The following is a 16,909-nucleotide window of genomic DNA, read 5'->3' as shown; positions in this document are numbered from 1 at the left end:
TAATGCCCGGGGACAACATCAGCGCAGCGGTTGAGTTGATTACGCCGATTGCTATGGATGTCGGTCTGCGATTTGCCATCCGTGAAGGCGGGCGAACTGTTGGTGCCGGTGTTATCAGTGAAATTATTGCTTAAAGGTGTGTCATGATACCAACAGAAAAAATTCGTATCCGGCTGAAGGCCTATGATCATAAATTACTTGATCAATCTACGACCGAGATCGTTGAAACAGCGAGAAGAACTGGATCTGCAGTGGCCGGGCCGATTCCATTGCCAACCACTATCAACAAGTTCTGTGTTCTTCGTTCACCGCACGTAGATAAAAAGTCTCGAGAGCACTTTGAAATGAGAACCCATCGCCGTTTATTGGATATTCTGGAGCCAACCCAGCAGACGATTGATCTGCTTATGAAGCTGGAACTGTCCGCAGGCGTCGATGTAGAAATCAAGTTGCCGTAACAGGCGCGACGTAAAGGTAAATCGAAGTATCGGGTAATATTATGCCAAAGTCGATGGGTATATTAGGAAAGAAAGTCGGGATGACTCGTGTGTACGATGAAGTGGGTCAATCAGTGCCAGTGACGGTTATAGAAGCTGGCCCGTGCAAAATACTGCAGGTAAAAAACGAAACTACTGACGGCTATAGTGCCATTCAGGTTGGTTTTGGCAATAAAAAACCTCGCAGAATTAACAAGGCCTTGAGTGGACACTTCAAAAAGTCAAATTCTGAAGGGTATTACTTTGTTCGTGAATTCAGGGTGGATGCCGGATCTTCTTATGAAGTAGGTCAGGAAGTTTCTCTTGATTCCGTCATGAAGGTTGGCGACAAGGTAGATGTTCAGGGTACCAGCAAAGGACGTGGATTCCAGGGTGTTATCAAGCGTCACGGTTTCAGTGGTGGTGCGTCCGGTCATGGTTCTATGTTCCACAGGGCCCCAGGTTCGATTGGGTGCAGCGCGTATCCGGCCAGGGTTGTCAAAGGGAAGAAAATGCCTGGGCGTATGGGCAATGACACCGTATTGCGCAAAAACGTGATTGTGGTCGATGTTCGCGCCGAGGAAAATGTTGTACTCTTGAAAGGACCGCTTCCTGGAGCAAAAAACGGCCTGTTGAAGATTTTCAAGAAATAATAGCAATTGGATCTGACAGGTTCGAGGAGATAATTATGTCTACTGTAAATATAGTTAACACAAAGAATGAAAGTGTTGGCCAGATCGAACTGAACGATGCTGTGTTCAACCGTGAAGTGAAAGAATATATCCTTCACGAAGTTGTCCGCATGCAGCGCGCAGGAAGGCGTGCCGGTAATGCCTGTACGAAAACGAGAGTCGAAGTGAGTGGTGGCGGTAGAAAACCATGGAAGCAAAAAGGTACCGGCCGAGCAAGAGCAGGCACTAACAGGTCACCTTTGTGGCGAGGCGGCGGTGTCGCTTTTGGACCAAAACCAAGAGATTACAATTTTAAGGTGAACCGCAAGGTAAGACAACAGGCGGTTGCAATGGCGCTCAGCGCTCGGTTCCAGGAAGGCAACCTCGTTGTTCTCGACGATTTCTCCATGGAACAGATTAAGACACAAGAATTTGTCAAGATCATGAATATCCTTGACGTGGACAACGGAATCATAGTAACTGACAACGCTCCAGAAACTTTGACGAAATCTTCACGTAATGTAAACGGCTACAAAGTGATGTCTTCCGAAGGCCTCAACGTATATGACCTGCTGTTACATAAAAAGGTGATCCTGCTGCAACCGGTAATTGAAAGCCTTGAAAAGAGGTTAATGGCATGAAAAACATCTATAGCGTACTACAGGGGCCTTGCCTCACCGAGAAGGCTGCCTTGATGCAGGAAGAAAACGGTAAGATTGTTTTCAAGGTACATCGCAAGGCGAACAAGATAGAAGTTAAAAATGCGGTTGAACTGATGTTCAATGTGAAAGTAAAAGATGTGAAAACCGTTACGCTTCGCGGTAAGAAGAAAAGGGTCGGGAAGACGGTCGGCTTTACCAATGATTGGAAAAAGGCCTATGTAACCTTGTCGGAAGGAACTATTAACTTTGCGGATGAATTGTAGATCATACGTTTCAATTCATACGATCATCTACCTTCTACATTGCAAGATTTTATTTAATCTAATAATGATGGAGCGATTGGGAAATCATGGCTATTAAAGTATACAAACCAACATCACCTGGGAAGCGACAGCACGTGTCGTCGAAAAATCCGGATGTGTCAAATAAGCGACCGGAAAAAAGCCTCGTCTGCAGTCTGAGTAAATCAGGTGGCCGAAACAACTACGGTCGCATCACATCGCGACATATAGGTGGCGGTCATAAAAGAAAATACCGTATCATCGATTTCAAACGAAATAAGGTTGATATTGATGCAGAAGTGATCGCAATCGAGTATGATCCGAACCGCTCGGCGAATATCGCTTTGCTGAACTATAAAGATGGTGAAAAAAGATACATTCTGTCACCTGATGGTGTCACCGTTGGCGATACGATTGTGGCCGGCGATTCAGTAGATATTCAACCGGGCAATTGTCTGCCTCTCGTCAATATTCCCCTTGGTACTATTATTCACAATATAGAGATGAAAATAGGCAAGGGTGCTCAGATGGTCCGGAGTGCAGGAACTGCTGCGCAGTTGATGGCCAAGGAAGGGGCATATGTCCTGGTTCGTCTGCCATCCGGTGAGGTAAGAAAGTTCAACAATAATTGTCGCGCCTGCATCGGTCAGGTCGGTAATCGTGAGCACGAAAGCAACAAACTCGGGAAGGCCGGTCGTACCAGATGGATGGGAATACGTCCTTCCGTTCGCGGCGTGGCTATGAACCCGGTAGATCACCCGATGGGTGGTGGTGAAGGAAAGAGTTCGGGTGGAAGGCATCCATGCAGTCCTTGGGGCATTCCGTCTAAAGGGTTCAAGACCAGGAAAAAGAAGGCTTCTGACAGAATGATTGTCAAGAAGAGATCTTAAGTTACGAGGAGTTTAAGTATGTCACGCTCAATCAAAAAGGGTCCTTTCATTGATGATCATCTGCAAAAGAAAGTGACCGATGCATTTGAAAGCGGGTCCAGGAAGGTCATTAAGACATGGTCGAGGAGATCCGATATCAGTCCTGAAATGGTTGGACTCACCTTCGCTGTGCACAATGGAAAGAAGTTCATTCCAGTGTTTGTTACAGAGAACATGGTCGGTCACAAACTCGGAGAATTTTCTCCGACCAGGACCTACTATGGACATGCGTCGGACAAAAAAGGTAAACGATAGTTAGAAAAATAGAGTTTCCGGCAGGAATCATCAGGAGCATTAACTATGGAAGCAAAAGCCGTAGGAAAATATATTAGGATCTCTCCGCAGAAGGCACGCTTAGTTGCCGATGTGGTACGGGGTATGGGAGTTGATCAGGCGATCACCACCCTTCGTTTCATGCCCAAAAAAGGTGCCGGTATAATCCAGAAAGTCATTGAGTCGGCTGTTGCTAATGCGACTCAGGACGATCAGGCAGATGTAGACAATCTGTATGTAAAATCAATAGTGATTGATGGTGGGCCGTCCCTTAAGAGGATTCGTCCCCGGGCTCAAGGTAGAGCGACGGGCATCATCAAGAGATCGAGTCACATCACTGTTGTACTGGATGAGAATTAGTCTGTTAATCACAGTATAGGATACTGTGATAACTATATACCCGATATACGGGATAAGTACTGAAAAGGATGTGTACGAGGTGAACTCGGCGCATTGTTAGAGTACTAAACTTTTAATTGAACAATGGATTTGTTGGAGGACTGTTTTGGGGCAGAAGGTTAATCCACTCGGACTTAGACTGAATATTACCCGGACATGGGATTCGATCTGGTATGCTGATAAGGAATATTCCACTTATCTGATTGAAGACCAAAAAATTAAAAAGTTTCTCAAAAAGCGTCTCCAGCATGCTGGACTGTCTAGCGTCAAGATTGAAAGGACAGGAGAGCAGGTTCGGATCAAGCTTTTCACTGCCAGGCCTGGGATAGTTATAGGTAAAAAAGGTGCTGAAATTGAGATACTTAAAAAAGAGCTTGAAAAACTCATAACCCGCAAAGTAACACTCGATATTCAGGAAGTTCGACGACCTGAAGCGGATGCTCAACTTGTGGCAGAAAATATTGCCCAGCAGCTTATTCGACGAATTGCTTTTCGTCGGGCAATGAAAAAAGCGGTCAGCTCTGCACTTCGTTTTGGCGTCAAAGGCATTAAAATCTCCTGTTCCGGCAGATTGGGCGGAGCGGAAATGTCACGATGCGAATGGGTTCGAGAGGGAAGGGTACCCCTTCACACCCTGCGTGCCGATGTTGACTATGCCTTAGCAGAAGCCAATACCACCTATGGAATCATTGGGGTAAAGGTGTGGATATTCAATGGCGAGGTCCTCAGCGACACTGATACAGGGACTGTGCAGTAAGCATGCTGTTCAAGGGATTCCATAAATTATTTGGAGTAAAAGATGTTAAGTCCTAAAAAGGTTAAACATAGAAAAGTTTTCAAAGGAAGGTCAAGAGGGGTTGCTCTTCGTGGTTCCTCAATCTCCTTTGGTGATTATGCCCTCAAGGCAACCATATGCGGTTTCATGTCGGCACAGCAGATAGAAGCTGCTCGTATCACTATCAATAGAACGATGAAACGTGGGGGAAAGGTGTGGATACGTGTTTTCCCTGATAAACCATTAACTTCAAAGCCTGCTGAAACCCGTATGGGAAAAGGTAAGGGCGCACCTGATTCATGGGTTGCAAAAGTAAAGCCGGGGACGATTCTTTATGAAATCACCGGTGTGAGCGAGGAAGTGGCTATCAAGGCTTTGACGCTCGCCGGCAATAAATTGCCCTTTTCGACCAAGGTTGTGACTAAGAGAGGTACCCTATGAAATTGGAAGAAATCCGTAAGATGACCGCAGAGGAACTTGAAAAAAATTTAAAAGATCTGCGCGAGGAATTGGGAAATCTCTCTTTTCAGCATCGTATTAGACCTCTGGAAGATACATCTCGACTAAAGAAAATTAGAAAAGACATTGCTAGAATCGAAACCATCAAAATGCAAGCGGTTAATTGACGTATTGATAGGAAATTTAGTGCGTATGGTCGAGTTCTAAAAAACATCACTAATTGACTAAATTATGAGTGAAATAAATAAATCTAGAAAGACAAGAACTGGCTCTGTTGTAAGTAACAGAATGGAAAAGAGTGTTGTCGTTCGAGTAGAGCGCAAGGTTCGCCATAAACTTTATGGTAAATTCATGAAAACAAGCGTCAAGTATTTGGCCGATGATCCTGAGAACCGCTGCAACATCGGAGATACCGTTCTTATAGAAGAATGTCGACCGCTGAGCAAACGAAAAAGATGGCGGGTAATGACGATACTGGAACAGGCGGTTTGATACTGGCCTTATGTGCCAAGTCGATAATAACGACTTGTTTCGGATGAGAAATCAGGTGAAATTATGATACAGACAGAAACAGTACTGAATGTTGCTGATAATTCCGGTGCTAAAAAAGTACTCTGCATCAGAGTCCTTGGCGGTTCCGGCAAGCGCTACGCCACGATTGGCGATGTAATCGTCGTAGCTGTAAAAGAAGCTATCCCAAACGCCAAAGTAAAAAAAGGCGATGTCATGAAAGCTGTTATTGTTCGTACAGCGAAAGAAATGAAGCGCATGGACGATACTTGGGTCAAGTTTGACGATAACGCAGCAGTTATGCTGGCGACTTCGGGCGAACCAGTTGGTACTCGTATTTTTGGACCAGTCGCTCGGGAATTACGTAACCAAGGGTTCATGAAAATTATATCTTTAGCCCCAGAAGCACTGTAAGAATCAGTTCGGTGCGCGGTGCAAAGATACATTGATTGGATAAAGGTAGAGCAATGAGACAGGGTATGACATACCTGAAGAAAAACGATCAGGTTGAAGTAATTGCCGGTAAAGATAAGGGCAGGGTAGGAAAAGTTCTTCGGGTCCTTCGTGAAGACGACAAGGCCGTGGTTGAGCGTATTAATTTAATTAAACGACATACCAAGCCGCAAGAGATGAATCAGCAGGGCCAGATTGTGGAAAAGGAAGCACCTATCCACGTTTCCAATCTTCAGCTTATTTGTCCTGAGTGCACCAAGACTGGTCGCATAGGAAAGAAGGTCCTCGATGATGGGAGCAAGGTACGCTATTGCAAGAGTTGTGGCGAATCCATCGAGAGTAAATCATAGATTATCAAATACTGGTACGCTAGGAGTTATACATGGGTACGCTAAAAGATATGTATTTTAATGAGTGTGTTCCTGCACTCAAAGAGGAATTTGGTTATAAAAATGCCATGCAGATTCCTCAGATTAAAAAAATAGTTATTAACATGGGTCTTGGTGAAGCTGTACAAAATCCCAAGATTGTTGAAGGTGCTGCGGAAGAACTGGGTTTGATTGCCGGTCAGAAAGCGATCATTACCAAGGCCAAAAAATCCATCGCCACGTTTAAATTGCGCGAAGGAATGCCGATTGGTTGCTGTGTCACACTCCGGGGTGACAAAATGTATGATTTTCTCAGCAAACTGGTAAATATTGCTCTGCCTCGAGTACGTGACTTCAGAGGTTTATCTCCCAAAGGGTTCGACCGGCGAGGCAATTATTCCATGGGTGTTCAGGAGCAAATTATTTTCCCGGAAATTGATTACGATAAAATAGATAAGATTAAGGGGCTGAATATTACCATTGTGACCTCTGCAAAAACTGATAAAGAGGGATACTCTCTTCTGAAGATGCTGGGCATGCCTTTTAAAAAATAACCATTTTCGTTTTAACAAAATCATTTTAATAGAGATAATCTGGAGGTCGGTTTGGCTAAGAAATCCATAATCGCAAAATCGCAACGCAAAGCTAAGTTTAGTGTGCGAAAGTATAATAGATGTCCACTTTGTGGTCGTCCTAGAGCGTTCATTAGAAAATTTGGTGTGTGTCGAATTTGCTTCCGTAAACTGGCTCTCGGCGGTGAAATAACTGGTGTCACCAAGTCCAGTTGGTAGATTTTTTCTCTATCACTGTATGACCCGTTTACAATTTTGAAAAAAGGAGTGTTCGCTATGTCAATGAGCGATCCCCTGGCAGATATGCTGACCAGGATACGAAATGCAGTAATGGCGAAGTTTGAATCTGTTGAGATGCCAACCTCCACTGTCAAAGTTGATGTTGCGAAGGTTCTCAAGGCCGAAGGCTTCATCGGAAATTATAAGATCATTCCTGGAGAAATTCAGAATACCCTGAAAATTGATCTGAAATACGGTCCGGACAGGGAATCTGTTATCACAGGAATAAAAAGAGTGAGTAAACCTGGGCTGCGGAAATATGCCAAGGTGGATGCTGTTCCGAAGGTGTTGAACGGTCTCGGGATCGCCATTATATCCACTTCCAAAGGTGTTGTGACTGATAAAACAGCCAGAGCACTGAATGCGGGTGGGGAGATAATTTGTGAGGTCTGGTAGACCCGCGGTTAACGGAGGAAATTATGTCTCGTATTGGTAAACAACCAATTCCGGTACCCGCAGGGGTTAAGATTGATCTACAGGGTCAACAACTGACGGTTACTGGAGCAAAAGGTACACTGAAACGTGAAATTAACCAGGATATTGAGATAGATATCCAGGATGATGTCATTCAAGTCAACAATCGTGTTGAAAGCACTAAGGTAAATGCCTTTCGAGGCCTGACCCGTAGTCTGATCAACAATATGGTGATCGGTGTTGTCGACGGATTCAAAAAAGTTTTAATCATTGAAGGTGTTGGCTATAAAGCCAATGTCAGTGGCGCAACGCTTACACTGAATGTCGGATATTCGAATCCGGTCAATTTTCAGTTGCCCAAAGAAGTCACGGCTTCAGTCGAGGGAAATACCAAGATCATTGTGGAATGCATTGATAAAGAACTGCTTGGACTTGTTGCTTCAAGAATACGCCAGATAAGGAAACCTGAGCCCTATAAGGGCAAGGGCATTCGTTATGAAGGCGAACATATCGTAAGAAAAGTTGGCAAAGCTGGCGCCAAGTAAAATGTACGGTCGAACAGGTCAATATTAAACTGAATGGTAAATTGCAATGGCTAAGACAAACCCCAAGACCACAGCTAGGGCCAAACGTATCCGCCGGATCAGGAAAAAAATTTCCGGTACCAGCGAACGCCCAAGGCTGAGAGTTTTTAAGAGTAATAAACATATGTATGCTCAAATTATTGATGACGTGGCAGGACATACGCTGGTTTCCATGTCCACCATCGATAAGGAATTTGAGGCGGGCGACGAAAAAGGAAAGGTCGGAGCAGCAAAAAGAATCGGCGTAATGCTCGCAACTCGCGCCAAGGCTGCCGGAATTAACAAGGTGATCTTCGATCGCGGAGGATCAGTTTATCACGGCCGGGTAAAATCTCTTTCCGAGGGTGCTCGGGAAGGTGGTCTTGAATTTTAATGATTTTTATTATAACGGGGGTGTCCCTTGTCTGATTTCAAACGTTCCAAAAGTGCTCCTACTGAGGAACTGATCGAAAAAATAGTATTCATCAACCGCGTTGCAAAAGTTGTTAAAGGTGGCCGGAGATTCAGCTTCAGTGCTATCATTGTGGTTGGCGATGGAAAAGGCAAAGTTGGTTACGGCCTTGGTAAAGCGAATCAGGTTCCAGATGCGATCCGGAAAGGTATCGAGAAAGCACGCAAGAATATGTTTGCTGTCTCGCTTACGGAAAATTCAATTCCCCATCAGGTTGTTGGAAAATTCGGTGCCGGGAAAGTGTTGTTGAAACCTGCATCAGCGGGTACCGGTCTGATCGCCGGCGGCCCTGTGCGCGCGGTACTCGAAGCTGCTGGTGTTTCTAATATACTCACTAAATGTCTGGGATCGCATAATCCACATAACATGGTTAAGGCTACCCTGGATGGATTGGGCGCACTGCGAACAGCACAGAGTATTGCTTCGCTGCGTGGTAAAACCATAGAAGAAATAACTGCATAATTACAACAGAAATGGTGTCGGACAGGTTCCCGAAGGTTTCTGTTGTCTAATATTTGAATAAAGAAGGTAGTTAAATGGCCGAGACAATTACTTTTACTCTTGTGAAGAGTGGTATTGGCAGTACCAAAAAAATTAATGCGACATTAATCGGGCTTGGGCTCACCAAAATGAATAAAACTGTAACAAGAAAAGATACCCCCGAAATGCGGGGAATGCTGAGAAAGGTATCGCATCTTGTACGTATGGAGGAGGTATAGCATGTTATCCTTAGCGAATCTTTCTCCCAAAGCCGGCTCAACGAAACAAAAAAAACGTTTAGGCAGGGGACCCGGCAGTGGGCATGGTAAAACCGCAGGGCGAGGCCACAAAGGTTTCAAGTCGCGTTCAGGTTCTGGTGTAAAACCAGGTTTTGAGGGTGGACAGATGCCGTTGCAGCGCCGTTTGCCGAAACGTGGTTTTACCAACACTTTTAAGAAACAGTTTGCACTTGTGTCTCTCAGTCAGCTCAATGGCCTGGGAAGTGATGAAGTAATTACCGTTGACACTCTCGTTGCGGCAGGGGTAGTTAAGAAAGGCATGTTTGTCAAAGTACTCGCCAATGGTGAAGTGACAAACCCGCTGAAAGTCCAGGTCGATAAAGTTAGCGGAGCTGCGCAAAAACTCATTGAAGCTGCAGGCGGTACAGTGATTTCAGGGGAGCCAAAAGAAGCCTGAGAAGCTGTCAGCTCTTTTTCTCCCCGATTAACTTTTTTAGAGATGCATTGCAAATAGGTACGGATAATGAGTGGATTGCAGAGTGCTGCAAATATACCTGAGTTACGTAGGCGTGTATTATTTACGCTTATCATGCTTGCTGTTTACCGGATGGGGGTCCAAATCCCCACTCCTGGAATAAACGGAGAAGCGTTAGCGGCATTTTTTAACCAGAATGCGAGTACTCTTTTCGGCATGTTTAATATGTTCTCTGGGGGGGCATTATCTAATTTCTCCATTTTCGCCCTGGGGATCATGCCCTATATCAGCGCCTCCATTATCATTCAGCTTTTAACTGTGGTTATCCCGCAGCTTGAGGCGCTGAAAAAGGAAGGTCAGTCGGGCACGAGGAAGATAACGCAGTACACCCGGTACGGGACGGTATTTCTGAGTGTAATTCAGGGGACGTTTATTGCTGTAGGGCTTGAAGGAATGACCGGACCTGGGGGCCAGGCAATTGTTCTTTTGCCGGGTATTCAGTTTAAGCTGATGACAATGCTGACTCTTACTTCGGGAACGGCCTTCATAATGTGGCTTGGCGAGCAGATGACCGAAAGAGGGATCGGCAACGGCATTTCGCTGATAATTTTCGCCGGAATAGTTGCCCGTGGACCTGCGGCTATTGTGAACTCTATTCAACTGGTAAAAGCAGGCGAAATCTCTCTGTTTTTTGTGCCATTTCTCATCCTGTTCATGCTGGCTGTAGTCGCTACCATCGTCTTCTTTGAGACTTCACAGAGGAGGATACCGATACAATATGCCAAAAGGGTTGTTGGCAGGAAAGTATATGGTGGACAAAGTTCGCATCTGCCCTTGAAAATAAATATTTCAGGTGTTATTCCGCCTATCTTTGCTTCTTCAATTATGATGTTTCCTGCTACTATAGGCAGTTTTATTCATATTGACTGGGTGCAGCGAGTATCGGCTGCGATGCATCCCGGAACTATATATTACTATATTTGTTACATTGGAATGATAGTGTTTTTCTGCTTTTTCTATACTGCAGTAACCTTCAAGCCTGATGATGTAGCAGAAAATCTTAAGAAAAATGGTGGTTTCATACCGGGCATACGTCCTGGTAAAAAGACCGCTGAATTTATTGACAAAGTATTGACTCGCCTTACCGTGGTAGGAGCGATTTATCTCAGCACAGTCTGTGTTTTGCCAACCGTGCTGATATCTCAATTTAATATCCCCTTCTTTTTCGGCGGCACTGCATTGTTAATTGTAGTGGGTGTAGGGATCGATACGATCTCTCAAATCGAATCGCACCTGCATATGCGCAACTACGAAGGATTTATGAAACAGGGTCGGATTAAGGGACGCAGGTAGCAGGTGTCGGCAGCTGATAGTATAAAAAGTGGCAGAAATATCGTTTTAAAGAATAATGACGAGATTCTGCTCATGCAGGAGGCTAACCAAATAGTCGCTGAAACCCTGCAGATGCTGCAAAAGATAGTTTCGGCCGGGATAACAACCTGGGAGCTTGATAAACTTGCCGAGGAGTTGTGTGTAGCAAGAAATGCTCAACCCGCTTTCAAAGGATATCATGGTTTCCCTGGCTCTTTGTGTGTTTCTGTAAATGAAGAAGTTGTGCACGGAATCCCGTCGAAAAAGAAAAGACTCAAAAAGGGCGATATTGTATCAATAGATTTTGGCGTTCGTTACAAAGGCTTTTATGGTGATTCGGCGATCACGCTTCCAGTTGGAAGTGTTACTGAGCAGGTGGATCGTTTATTAACAATTACCAGGGAAAGTTTGGAAAAAGGAATTGAACAGGTAGTAGTTGGCAACAGGGTGGGCGATATATCGAAGGCGGTACAAACCCACGTTGAAACCAATGGATTTTCTGTAGTGCGTCAATTTGTCGGTCATGGAATCGGAACCGAGTTGCATGAAGCCCCTGAAATACCCAATTTTTACCAGGGAGGCCATACGGCAAGGTTACTGCCGGGTATGGTGCTGGCAATTGAACCAATGGTTAACATGGGGACGCATAAGGTGAAAGTACTGCGGGACGGGTGGACAGTCATAACCGGTGATAAGAAACCTTCTGCCCACTTTGAACACTCGATAGCCGTTACTGAAAATGGACCGCTCGTTCTGAGTTCCATGAAATAGTTGAGGCTCGGGGAAATATTTCTTCTCTTTTACGGGAAGTTGTATTATACTGTTCCGTTTTTAACTGAACATCGAATTTTCAGGATACTACATGTCTAAAGAAGAAGCAATTGAGGTAGAAGGCACTATTATTGAACCGTTACCAAACGCGATGTTTCGAGTCGAACTGGATAACGGTCACAAGGTTCTTGCTCATATCTCGGGAAAAATGCGTATGCATTTTATCAAAATTTTGCCCGGCGATCGGGTAACTATTGAACTCTCTCCTTACGATTTGAGTCGGGGCAGGGTTACGTTTCGGGCAAAAAATGCCAAAAAGAATAAATAGAGAGTTTGTTTATCATGAAAGTACGCGCGTCTGTAAAAAAAATGTGCAGTGATTGTAAGATCTTCAAGCGACACGGTATTGTTCGCGTTTCCTGTAAGATAAAAAAACATAAACAGAGGCAGGGATAAACAAGTGTTGCCGCTTTTAATTACCTACTTCTTTTAAGGAGATGTACCTTGGCACGTATAGCAGGAATTGACCTTCCCAAAAATAAGCATATGGATCGAGCGTTAACTTACATACATGGTATTGGGTTAACTTCCGCTCGTAAGATTCTTGAAAAAGTCGATCTGCCGTTCACCATGAATAGCGATGATCTGGACGGTGACGATGTGAACCGGATTCGGAAGGTACTCGAAGATGAGTACGTCGTTGAAGGTGATCGCCGGCGAGAAGTGTCCATGGACATTAAAAGGTTGACTGATCTTGGATGTTATAGAGGCCGTCGTCATCGCATGGGTTTACCAGTGCGCGGCCAAAAAACCAAGACCAACGCTCGGACCCGAAAAGGACCTCGCCGCAATGCGGGTCGCCGCAAATAATAGAACTTAATACAGGTGTAAGTTATGGCTGTAGCAAAAAAAAGAAAGGTAAAAAAGAACATACCTGAGGGTATTGTTTTTATTTATTCTACTTTCAACAATACGATCGTTACCATATCTGATAAACAGGGTAACGTAGTTTCCTGGTGCAGTGCCGGCGTCCTTGGGTTTAAAGGTTCGCGTAAAAGCACTCCTTTTGCGGCTCAGAATGCACTGACGGATGCTGCTAAAAAGGCAGCTGATGTGGGAATGCGGAAGGTTGAAGTCAAGGTGAAAGGTCCAGGTCCTGGGAGGGAAGCAGCTTTACGTGCTCTCATCACTACCGGATTTGAAGTAAGTCGTATTTACGATGTTACTCCGATCCCCCATAATGGATGTAAACCTCCAAAACGCCGTCGAGTTTAACGGCTCACACTACTGTTATAGAATCTAACCCTGCTGAGTAGAGCAGGAAAAGAACCTTCATGAATTTTCTTTTAAATGAAAAGGGATTCTGAGGTACTAAAGATAATGGAGGCCTAAGTTGGCTAGAAATATAGGTGCTGCATGCCGTCGATGCAGAAGAGAAAATTTAAAATTGTACCTCAAGGGCGATCGCTGTTACTCCGACAAATGTTCCTTTGAAAGAAGAGCATTTGGACCGGGTCAGCATGGACAGGCAAGATTTAAGAAATTGTCGGATTACGCCATCCAGCTTCGGGAAAAACAGAAAGTAAAGAGCATGTACGGTATGCTCGAAGGTCAGTTTCGTCTGTCCTTCCATAAAGCTGATGCGCAGAAAGGTGTCACGGGTGAAAACCTGCTTATTATGATCGAACGCCGCTTGGATAATACCATATTTCGTGCAGGCTTTGCGTCATCAAGGAAGCAGGCTCGACAGTTTGTTCGACATAATCATATTCAGATCAACGGAAAAAAGGTTAACATCCCCTCTTTTCTCGTGTCGCCTGGTGATGTGATTACTGTAAAAGAAAAGAGCCGTGCCAATGGGACGATTAACGAAAATTTAGAAGCTGTTGTGCGACGTGGAATACCCAGCTGGCTTGAGTTGGAGAAAGACAATTACAAAGCTACGGTTAAAGCATTACCTAATAGAGAAGAACTCACCTTACCAATTCAGGAAAGGCTGATTGTCGAGCTTTATTCCAAATAATTGATTTGAATGACTGGATTGCGCATTTCCTTTGTGCAGAGCTTGTACGCAATAAACATATATTGATACCGAAAAAGAGAGTCAACGTGTTTAACATTGACTCTCTTTGGCACCCCTTAGAGGGGCATAAGTATTTTGCAGATTTTTTATAAGAAAAGAATCAGAAAGATACTCATAAGGCATACACTACTAAGTTAGTAGAAACGCAGAGAAGGAAACTATGACTCAAGTTGCCGACGAAAAAATACCGTTTCACAGAAACTGGCACGAGCTGATAAAACCTGAGAAACTCGAGGTTGATAGAGAAAAATATACTGACATATATGGCAAATTCATATGTCAGCCCCTGGAAAGAGGATTCGCAACCACCATTGGTAATTCCCTACGGCGAATCCTCTTATCATCTATTCAGGGTGCTGCAATTACCTCGGTGAAAATCGAAGGTGCGTTGCATGAATTTACCTCCATGAAAGATATCATGGAGGATGTCAGCGAAATTATTCTGAATCTCAAACAGGTGAGAATTAAGCTGCATTCAGCCGATTCTCAAAAGATTACGGTTGAGAAAAATGGACCTGGTGTTGTAACGGCCGGTGATATTATCGAATCAGGTTCTGTCGAAGTAATGAACAAAGATCAGGTTATCTGTACTCTCACCGGACCGACCACGTTTCATGCCGAAATGACGGTTGAATGGGGCAAAGGTTATCAACCTGCCGAGAAAATGGATAAAGAAAATCTCTCAATTGGCCAAATTCCAATCGATGCTATTTTCACGCCAGTCAAAAAAATTCAATTCAGTACTTCTCAGGCTCGTGTTGGACAGCAGACAGATTATGATAAGTTGATTATTGAGATTGAGACTGATGGAAGTCTGCGGCCGGAAAATGCATTGGCTTATGCCGCCAAGATCCTCAAGGAACAATTGACTATTTTCATCAATTTTGATGAGGAAGATGCCGAACCCGAGGTAGTTGAAGATAGCAACAGGGACAGTGAGCCATTGAATCCTTTCCTCGATAAACCAGTGGAAGATCTCGAGTTGTCTGTTCGCTCAGCTAATTGTTTGAAAAACGCCGATATCAATTATATTGGGGATCTTGCACAGAAAACCGATCAAGAGATGTTGAAAACCAAAAACTTTGGGCGTAAGTCACTCAATGAAATTAAAGCTCTTCTCGCTGAAATGGATCTGACGCTTGGAATGAAGTTTGAGAATTGGATTCCGCCGCATAACCGCGCAGATAGAGAAGAAGGGTAGTGAAAAACTAGCCGCAATTATTTATAATTTACTGATAGGATTCCTGTCAGGTTTTAGGCTGTAGCTGAGGATATAGAGATGAGACATAAATTAGCAGGTAGAAGATTAGGACGGACCACATCACACAGGATGGCAATGTTCAGAAATATGGTCACCTCTCTGTTTGAGCATGAACGTATTGTCACCACTGCTGAGAAGGCAAAAGAACTCCGCCCGATAGCTGAGAAGATGATTACTCTTGCCAAGAAGAATGACCTGCATGCTCGAAGGCAGGCACTTTCTTTTATCCGGAGTAAAGATGTTGTCGAGAAACTCTTTACCGATATTAAGGACAAATTCTCTGATCGGAAAGGTGGATACACCCGCATTCTTAAAACCGGCATCCGAAAAGGTGATGCTGCAGGGATGGCGATCATTGAACTGGTAGGGTATGAAGAAGTCATTGAGGCACCGAAGGCCGAAAGCTAAAATGGCTCTTATTGCAGGTTAAAGCTGGCTGGGGCGTTTGTTCCTGCCAGCTTTTTTTTTGTTGGTTGATAATCGGATTAGGGGAGGTATTTGTTGGATATTTCCGAAAAAAAATTCCCTGAAGGGATGGTTCCGCTCGGGGAGTCAGAATTCCAGTTTGCGTGTCATCCCGGGGTTGCATGTTTTACCTTTTGTTGTCGGAATGTAGACATGATTCTCTACCCTTACGATATCATTCGCTTGAAAAGTGCCCTCGGCATTGATTCAGAGACATGTCTGCGCATGTATACAGGTCTTGAAAAAGGCGATAACCCCTACTTTCCGACAGTTAAACTCAAATTAACTGCCGATGAACAGAAGGCGTGCCCTTTTTTAACGAGTTCCGGTTGCACGGTTTATAATGATCGGCCTTCTGCCTGTAGGACATACCCCCTGGAAAGAGCGGTCGACCGTTCGAATATTGCTGGCGTCGCTGATGAATATTATTTTCTGACCCACCATCCATACTGCCTCGGGCATAATGAAAATAAAAAGTGGAAAGTTAACACCTGGGTTAGAAATCAGAAGCTCGTCGATTATAACGTAATGAATGAATTATGGGCTGAAATCGATACTGTATTTCGCCAGAACCCATGGCGTGGCGAAGGGGCGGGCGGTGAAAAGCAGCAACTCGCTTTCATGGTTTGTTACAATATAGATGGTTTTCGCCGCTTTGCTGCGGAAAATATGCTTCTTAAGCAGTTTCAGATGGACAAAGATTTTAAAAAACGAATCAGCCGGGAAGACAGTGAATTGCTTAAATTCGGTTGGCAGTGGCTCAAACTCATTCTGACCGGTAAATCGTCTCTCATACGAAAATAGAACTTCCGGGAAAAATTCCGCGAAGGCATAAGCTGCCCTGTGTGTTGCGGACAGGCAGGTAAAATTCCGGAGGACCATACGGAACAAAATCTGCATCAGTTTGCGCCGTGAGAACAGATTTTCCTTTGGCGAAGCTATCGTGCTTAAAGTCGAGGGTTTTGTTGGACTGCTCAGCAGATAACAATATTTCGTCGCCAGCATCATGCAGAATTACATTGCAATATTTGCAACCAGGAGTTGCAAAAGAGCTCAACTAGTGGTAGACAGTAACGTTGTCTTTTTTATTGGGCGGATGAAAATGTCTTTCAATAAAATCCCGACAAAACGTTATTTTTTAATCCCCGCAGTATGGGGGCAATAGGGCCTGTAAAAGTTTATTATTGCATTGTGAAAGTGCTGAAACC

At 44.4% G+C, this 16,909-nt stretch carries 30 protein-coding genes and 2 pseudogenes; all 32 read left to right on the top strand.

The annotated features are described in order from the left end of the window. Nucleotides 1-134, top strand: a pseudogene (gene tuf / locus FCL47_RS22890) (elongation factor Tu); the annotation flags it as partial. 12 nt (nt 135-146) lie between these two features. Beyond that, nucleotides 147-458: a 30S ribosomal protein S10 gene (gene rpsJ / locus FCL47_RS22885; protein WP_182749376.1), complete on the top strand. Its 312-nt coding sequence runs from the start codon at nt 147-149 to the stop codon at nt 456-458. A gap of 41 nt (nt 459-499) precedes the next feature. Beyond that, nucleotides 500-1,129: a 50S ribosomal protein L3 gene (rplC, locus tag FCL47_RS22880; protein ID WP_136816045.1), complete on the top strand. Its 630-nt coding sequence runs from the start codon at nt 500-502 to the stop codon at nt 1,127-1,129. Nucleotides 1,130-1,164: 35 nt separating this feature from the next. Then, a complete protein-coding gene (gene rplD / locus FCL47_RS22875) occupies nt 1,165-1,788 on the top strand; it encodes a 50S ribosomal protein L4 (protein ID WP_136816044.1) in 624 nt (207 codons plus the stop codon). Further along, nucleotides 1,785-2,072, top strand: coding sequence for a 50S ribosomal protein L23 (gene rplW / locus FCL47_RS22870; protein ID WP_136816043.1), 288 nt, complete (start codon nt 1,785-1,787; stop codon nt 2,070-2,072). Before rplD ends, rplW begins: the two co-directional genes overlap by 4 nt. Before the next feature lie 86 nt (nt 2,073-2,158). Next, the gene (rplB, locus tag FCL47_RS22865; RefSeq protein WP_136816042.1) at nt 2,159-2,980 is read left to right on the top strand and encodes a 50S ribosomal protein L2; all 822 of its coding nucleotides are present in this window, start codon (nt 2,159-2,161) and stop codon (nt 2,978-2,980) included. An 18-nt stretch (nt 2,981-2,998) separates the two neighbouring features. Then, entirely contained in the window at nt 2,999-3,274 is a 276-nt protein-coding gene (gene rpsS / locus FCL47_RS22860) for a 30S ribosomal protein S19 (RefSeq protein WP_136816041.1), read from the top strand. Between the two features lie 45 nt (nt 3,275-3,319). After that, a complete protein-coding gene (gene rplV / locus FCL47_RS22855) occupies nt 3,320-3,652 on the top strand; it encodes a 50S ribosomal protein L22 (RefSeq protein WP_136816040.1) in 333 nt (110 codons plus the stop codon). 145 nt (nt 3,653-3,797) lie between these two features. Continuing rightward, nucleotides 3,798-4,448 (top strand): 30S ribosomal protein S3, encoded by a 651-nt coding sequence (rpsC, locus tag FCL47_RS22850; RefSeq protein WP_136816039.1) that lies wholly within the window; start codon nt 3,798-3,800, stop codon nt 4,446-4,448. A 42-nt stretch (nt 4,449-4,490) separates the two neighbouring features. Next, the gene (gene rplP / locus FCL47_RS22845; protein WP_136816038.1) at nt 4,491-4,907 is read left to right on the top strand and encodes a 50S ribosomal protein L16; all 417 of its coding nucleotides are present in this window, start codon (nt 4,491-4,493) and stop codon (nt 4,905-4,907) included. Beyond that, a complete protein-coding gene (rpmC, locus tag FCL47_RS22840) occupies nt 4,904-5,092 on the top strand; it encodes a 50S ribosomal protein L29 (protein ID WP_136816037.1) in 189 nt (62 codons plus the stop codon). Before rplP ends, rpmC begins: the two co-directional genes overlap by 4 nt. A gap of 64 nt (nt 5,093-5,156) precedes the next feature. Continuing rightward, entirely contained in the window at nt 5,157-5,417 is a 261-nt protein-coding gene (rpsQ, locus tag FCL47_RS22835; RefSeq protein ID WP_136816036.1) for a 30S ribosomal protein S17, read from the top strand. Nucleotides 5,418-5,480: 63 nt separating this feature from the next. Further along, nucleotides 5,481-5,849 carry a 50S ribosomal protein L14 gene (rplN, locus tag FCL47_RS22830; protein ID WP_136816035.1) on the top strand — a complete coding sequence of 123 codons (369 nt, stop codon included), beginning with the start codon at nt 5,481-5,483 and terminating at the stop codon, nt 5,847-5,849. Nucleotides 5,850-5,902: 53 nt separating this feature from the next. Then, nucleotides 5,903-6,238, top strand: coding sequence for a 50S ribosomal protein L24 (gene rplX / locus FCL47_RS22825; protein WP_136816034.1), 336 nt, complete (start codon nt 5,903-5,905; stop codon nt 6,236-6,238). Nucleotides 6,239-6,270: 32 nt separating this feature from the next. Further along, on the top strand, nt 6,271-6,810 hold the full coding sequence (gene rplE / locus FCL47_RS22820) for a 50S ribosomal protein L5 (protein WP_136816033.1): 540 nt from the start codon (nt 6,271-6,273) through the stop codon (nt 6,808-6,810). Nucleotides 6,811-6,861: 51 nt separating this feature from the next. Further along, complete coding sequence (locus FCL47_RS22815; protein WP_136816032.1) at nt 6,862-7,047, top strand: type Z 30S ribosomal protein S14; 186 nt, start codon at nt 6,862-6,864, stop codon at nt 7,045-7,047. Between the two features lie 57 nt (nt 7,048-7,104). Further along, nucleotides 7,105-7,503, top strand: a complete 399-nt coding sequence (gene rpsH, locus FCL47_RS22810; protein ID WP_136816031.1) for a 30S ribosomal protein S8 — start codon at nt 7,105-7,107, stop codon at nt 7,501-7,503. A 23-nt stretch (nt 7,504-7,526) separates the two neighbouring features. Then, nucleotides 7,527-8,066: a 50S ribosomal protein L6 gene (gene rplF / locus FCL47_RS22805; protein WP_136816030.1), complete on the top strand. Its 540-nt coding sequence runs from the start codon at nt 7,527-7,529 to the stop codon at nt 8,064-8,066. Nucleotides 8,067-8,112: 46 nt separating this feature from the next. Continuing rightward, nucleotides 8,113-8,478, top strand: coding sequence for a 50S ribosomal protein L18 (gene rplR, locus FCL47_RS22800; protein ID WP_136816029.1), 366 nt, complete (start codon nt 8,113-8,115; stop codon nt 8,476-8,478). A gap of 27 nt (nt 8,479-8,505) precedes the next feature. After that, entirely contained in the window at nt 8,506-9,018 is a 513-nt protein-coding gene (gene rpsE / locus FCL47_RS22795; RefSeq protein ID WP_136816028.1) for a 30S ribosomal protein S5, read from the top strand. A gap of 74 nt (nt 9,019-9,092) precedes the next feature. After that, nucleotides 9,093-9,275: a 50S ribosomal protein L30 gene (gene rpmD, locus FCL47_RS22790; protein ID WP_136816027.1), complete on the top strand. Its 183-nt coding sequence runs from the start codon at nt 9,093-9,095 to the stop codon at nt 9,273-9,275. A 1-nt stretch (nt 9,276) separates the two neighbouring features. Further along, nucleotides 9,277-9,732 (top strand): 50S ribosomal protein L15, encoded by a 456-nt coding sequence (gene rplO / locus FCL47_RS22785; RefSeq protein WP_136816026.1) that lies wholly within the window; start codon nt 9,277-9,279, stop codon nt 9,730-9,732. Between the two features lie 66 nt (nt 9,733-9,798). Then, a complete protein-coding gene (secY, locus tag FCL47_RS22780) occupies nt 9,799-11,103 on the top strand; it encodes a preprotein translocase subunit SecY (protein WP_136816025.1) in 1,305 nt (434 codons plus the stop codon). Between the two features lie 21 nt (nt 11,104-11,124). After that, a complete protein-coding gene (gene map / locus FCL47_RS22775) occupies nt 11,125-11,892 on the top strand; it encodes a type I methionyl aminopeptidase (protein ID WP_255580822.1) in 768 nt (255 codons plus the stop codon). A gap of 91 nt (nt 11,893-11,983) precedes the next feature. Then, a complete protein-coding gene (infA, locus tag FCL47_RS22770) occupies nt 11,984-12,220 on the top strand; it encodes a translation initiation factor IF-1 (RefSeq protein WP_136816023.1) in 237 nt (78 codons plus the stop codon). 14 nt (nt 12,221-12,234) lie between these two features. Continuing rightward, entirely contained in the window at nt 12,235-12,348 is a 114-nt protein-coding gene (rpmJ, locus tag FCL47_RS22765) for a 50S ribosomal protein L36 (RefSeq protein ID WP_136816022.1), read from the top strand. A 48-nt stretch (nt 12,349-12,396) separates the two neighbouring features. Then, nucleotides 12,397-12,762 (top strand): 30S ribosomal protein S13, encoded by a 366-nt coding sequence (gene rpsM, locus FCL47_RS22760; protein ID WP_136816021.1) that lies wholly within the window; start codon nt 12,397-12,399, stop codon nt 12,760-12,762. 24 nt (nt 12,763-12,786) lie between these two features. After that, complete coding sequence (gene rpsK, locus FCL47_RS22755; protein ID WP_136816020.1) at nt 12,787-13,167, top strand: 30S ribosomal protein S11; 381 nt, start codon at nt 12,787-12,789, stop codon at nt 13,165-13,167. A gap of 118 nt (nt 13,168-13,285) precedes the next feature. Continuing rightward, entirely contained in the window at nt 13,286-13,915 is a 630-nt protein-coding gene (rpsD, locus tag FCL47_RS22750; protein ID WP_136816019.1) for a 30S ribosomal protein S4, read from the top strand. Nucleotides 13,916-14,135: 220 nt separating this feature from the next. Continuing rightward, a complete protein-coding gene (locus FCL47_RS22745) occupies nt 14,136-15,176 on the top strand; it encodes a DNA-directed RNA polymerase subunit alpha (RefSeq protein WP_136816018.1) in 1,041 nt (346 codons plus the stop codon). A 78-nt stretch (nt 15,177-15,254) separates the two neighbouring features. Next, nucleotides 15,255-15,602: pseudogene (gene rplQ / locus FCL47_RS22740) on the top strand (50S ribosomal protein L17); the annotation flags it as partial. Between the two features lie 168 nt (nt 15,603-15,770). Then, complete coding sequence (locus tag FCL47_RS22735) at nt 15,771-16,505, top strand: YkgJ family cysteine cluster protein (protein WP_136816047.1); 735 nt, start codon at nt 15,771-15,773, stop codon at nt 16,503-16,505. Nucleotides 16,506-16,909: the final 404 nt, after the last annotated feature.

Source organism: Desulfopila sp. IMCC35006 (assembly GCF_005116645.1).
GTDB lineage: Bacteria > Desulfobacterota > Desulfobulbia > Desulfobulbales > Desulfocapsaceae > Desulforhopalus_A.
The sequence above is the reverse complement of the archived record's forward strand: the minus strand, read 5'-3'. Positions and strand labels throughout refer to the sequence as shown.

Excerpts from the sequence above, each read along its gene's own strand:
- secY (WP_136816025.1), top strand. The coding sequence starts at position 9,799 with ATGAGTGGATTGCAGAGTGCTGCAAATATACCTGAGTTACGTAGGCGT.
- rplE (WP_136816033.1), top strand. The coding sequence starts at position 6,271 with ATGGGTACGCTAAAAGATATGTATTTTAATGAGTGTGTTCCTGCACTC.
- rplP (WP_136816038.1), top strand. The coding sequence starts at position 4,491 with ATGTTAAGTCCTAAAAAGGTTAAACATAGAAAAGTTTTCAAAGGAAGG.
- rpsK (WP_136816020.1), top strand. The coding sequence starts at position 12,787 with ATGGCTGTAGCAAAAAAAAGAAAGGTAAAAAAGAACATACCTGAGGGT.
- rplN (WP_136816035.1), top strand. The coding sequence starts at position 5,481 with ATGATACAGACAGAAACAGTACTGAATGTTGCTGATAATTCCGGTGCT.
- rplX (WP_136816034.1), top strand. The coding sequence starts at position 5,903 with ATGAGACAGGGTATGACATACCTGAAGAAAAACGATCAGGTTGAAGTA.
- rplC (WP_136816045.1), top strand. The coding sequence starts at position 500 with ATGCCAAAGTCGATGGGTATATTAGGAAAGAAAGTCGGGATGACTCGT.
- rplF (WP_136816030.1), top strand. The coding sequence starts at position 7,527 with ATGTCTCGTATTGGTAAACAACCAATTCCGGTACCCGCAGGGGTTAAG.
- rpsS (WP_136816041.1), top strand. The coding sequence starts at position 2,999 with ATGTCACGCTCAATCAAAAAGGGTCCTTTCATTGATGATCATCTGCAA.
- FCL47_RS22745 (WP_136816018.1), top strand. The coding sequence starts at position 14,136 with ATGACTCAAGTTGCCGACGAAAAAATACCGTTTCACAGAAACTGGCAC.
- rplR (WP_136816029.1), top strand. The coding sequence starts at position 8,113 with ATGGCTAAGACAAACCCCAAGACCACAGCTAGGGCCAAACGTATCCGC.
- rpsQ (WP_136816036.1), top strand. The coding sequence starts at position 5,157 with ATGAGTGAAATAAATAAATCTAGAAAGACAAGAACTGGCTCTGTTGTA.
- rplB (WP_136816042.1), top strand. The coding sequence starts at position 2,159 with ATGGCTATTAAAGTATACAAACCAACATCACCTGGGAAGCGACAGCAC.
- rpmJ (WP_136816022.1), top strand. The coding sequence starts at position 12,235 with ATGAAAGTACGCGCGTCTGTAAAAAAAATGTGCAGTGATTGTAAGATC.
- rpmC (WP_136816037.1), top strand. The coding sequence starts at position 4,904 with ATGAAATTGGAAGAAATCCGTAAGATGACCGCAGAGGAACTTGAAAAA.
- FCL47_RS22735 (WP_136816047.1), top strand. The coding sequence starts at position 15,771 with ATGGTTCCGCTCGGGGAGTCAGAATTCCAGTTTGCGTGTCATCCCGGG.
- rplV (WP_136816040.1), top strand. The coding sequence starts at position 3,320 with ATGGAAGCAAAAGCCGTAGGAAAATATATTAGGATCTCTCCGCAGAAG.
- rplW (WP_136816043.1), top strand. The coding sequence starts at position 1,785 with ATGAAAAACATCTATAGCGTACTACAGGGGCCTTGCCTCACCGAGAAG.
- rpmD (WP_136816027.1), top strand. The coding sequence starts at position 9,093 with ATGGCCGAGACAATTACTTTTACTCTTGTGAAGAGTGGTATTGGCAGT.
- infA (WP_136816023.1), top strand. The coding sequence starts at position 11,984 with ATGTCTAAAGAAGAAGCAATTGAGGTAGAAGGCACTATTATTGAACCG.
- rplD (WP_136816044.1), top strand. The coding sequence starts at position 1,165 with ATGTCTACTGTAAATATAGTTAACACAAAGAATGAAAGTGTTGGCCAG.
- rplO (WP_136816026.1), top strand. The coding sequence starts at position 9,277 with ATGTTATCCTTAGCGAATCTTTCTCCCAAAGCCGGCTCAACGAAACAA.
- rpsH (WP_136816031.1), top strand. The coding sequence starts at position 7,105 with ATGTCAATGAGCGATCCCCTGGCAGATATGCTGACCAGGATACGAAAT.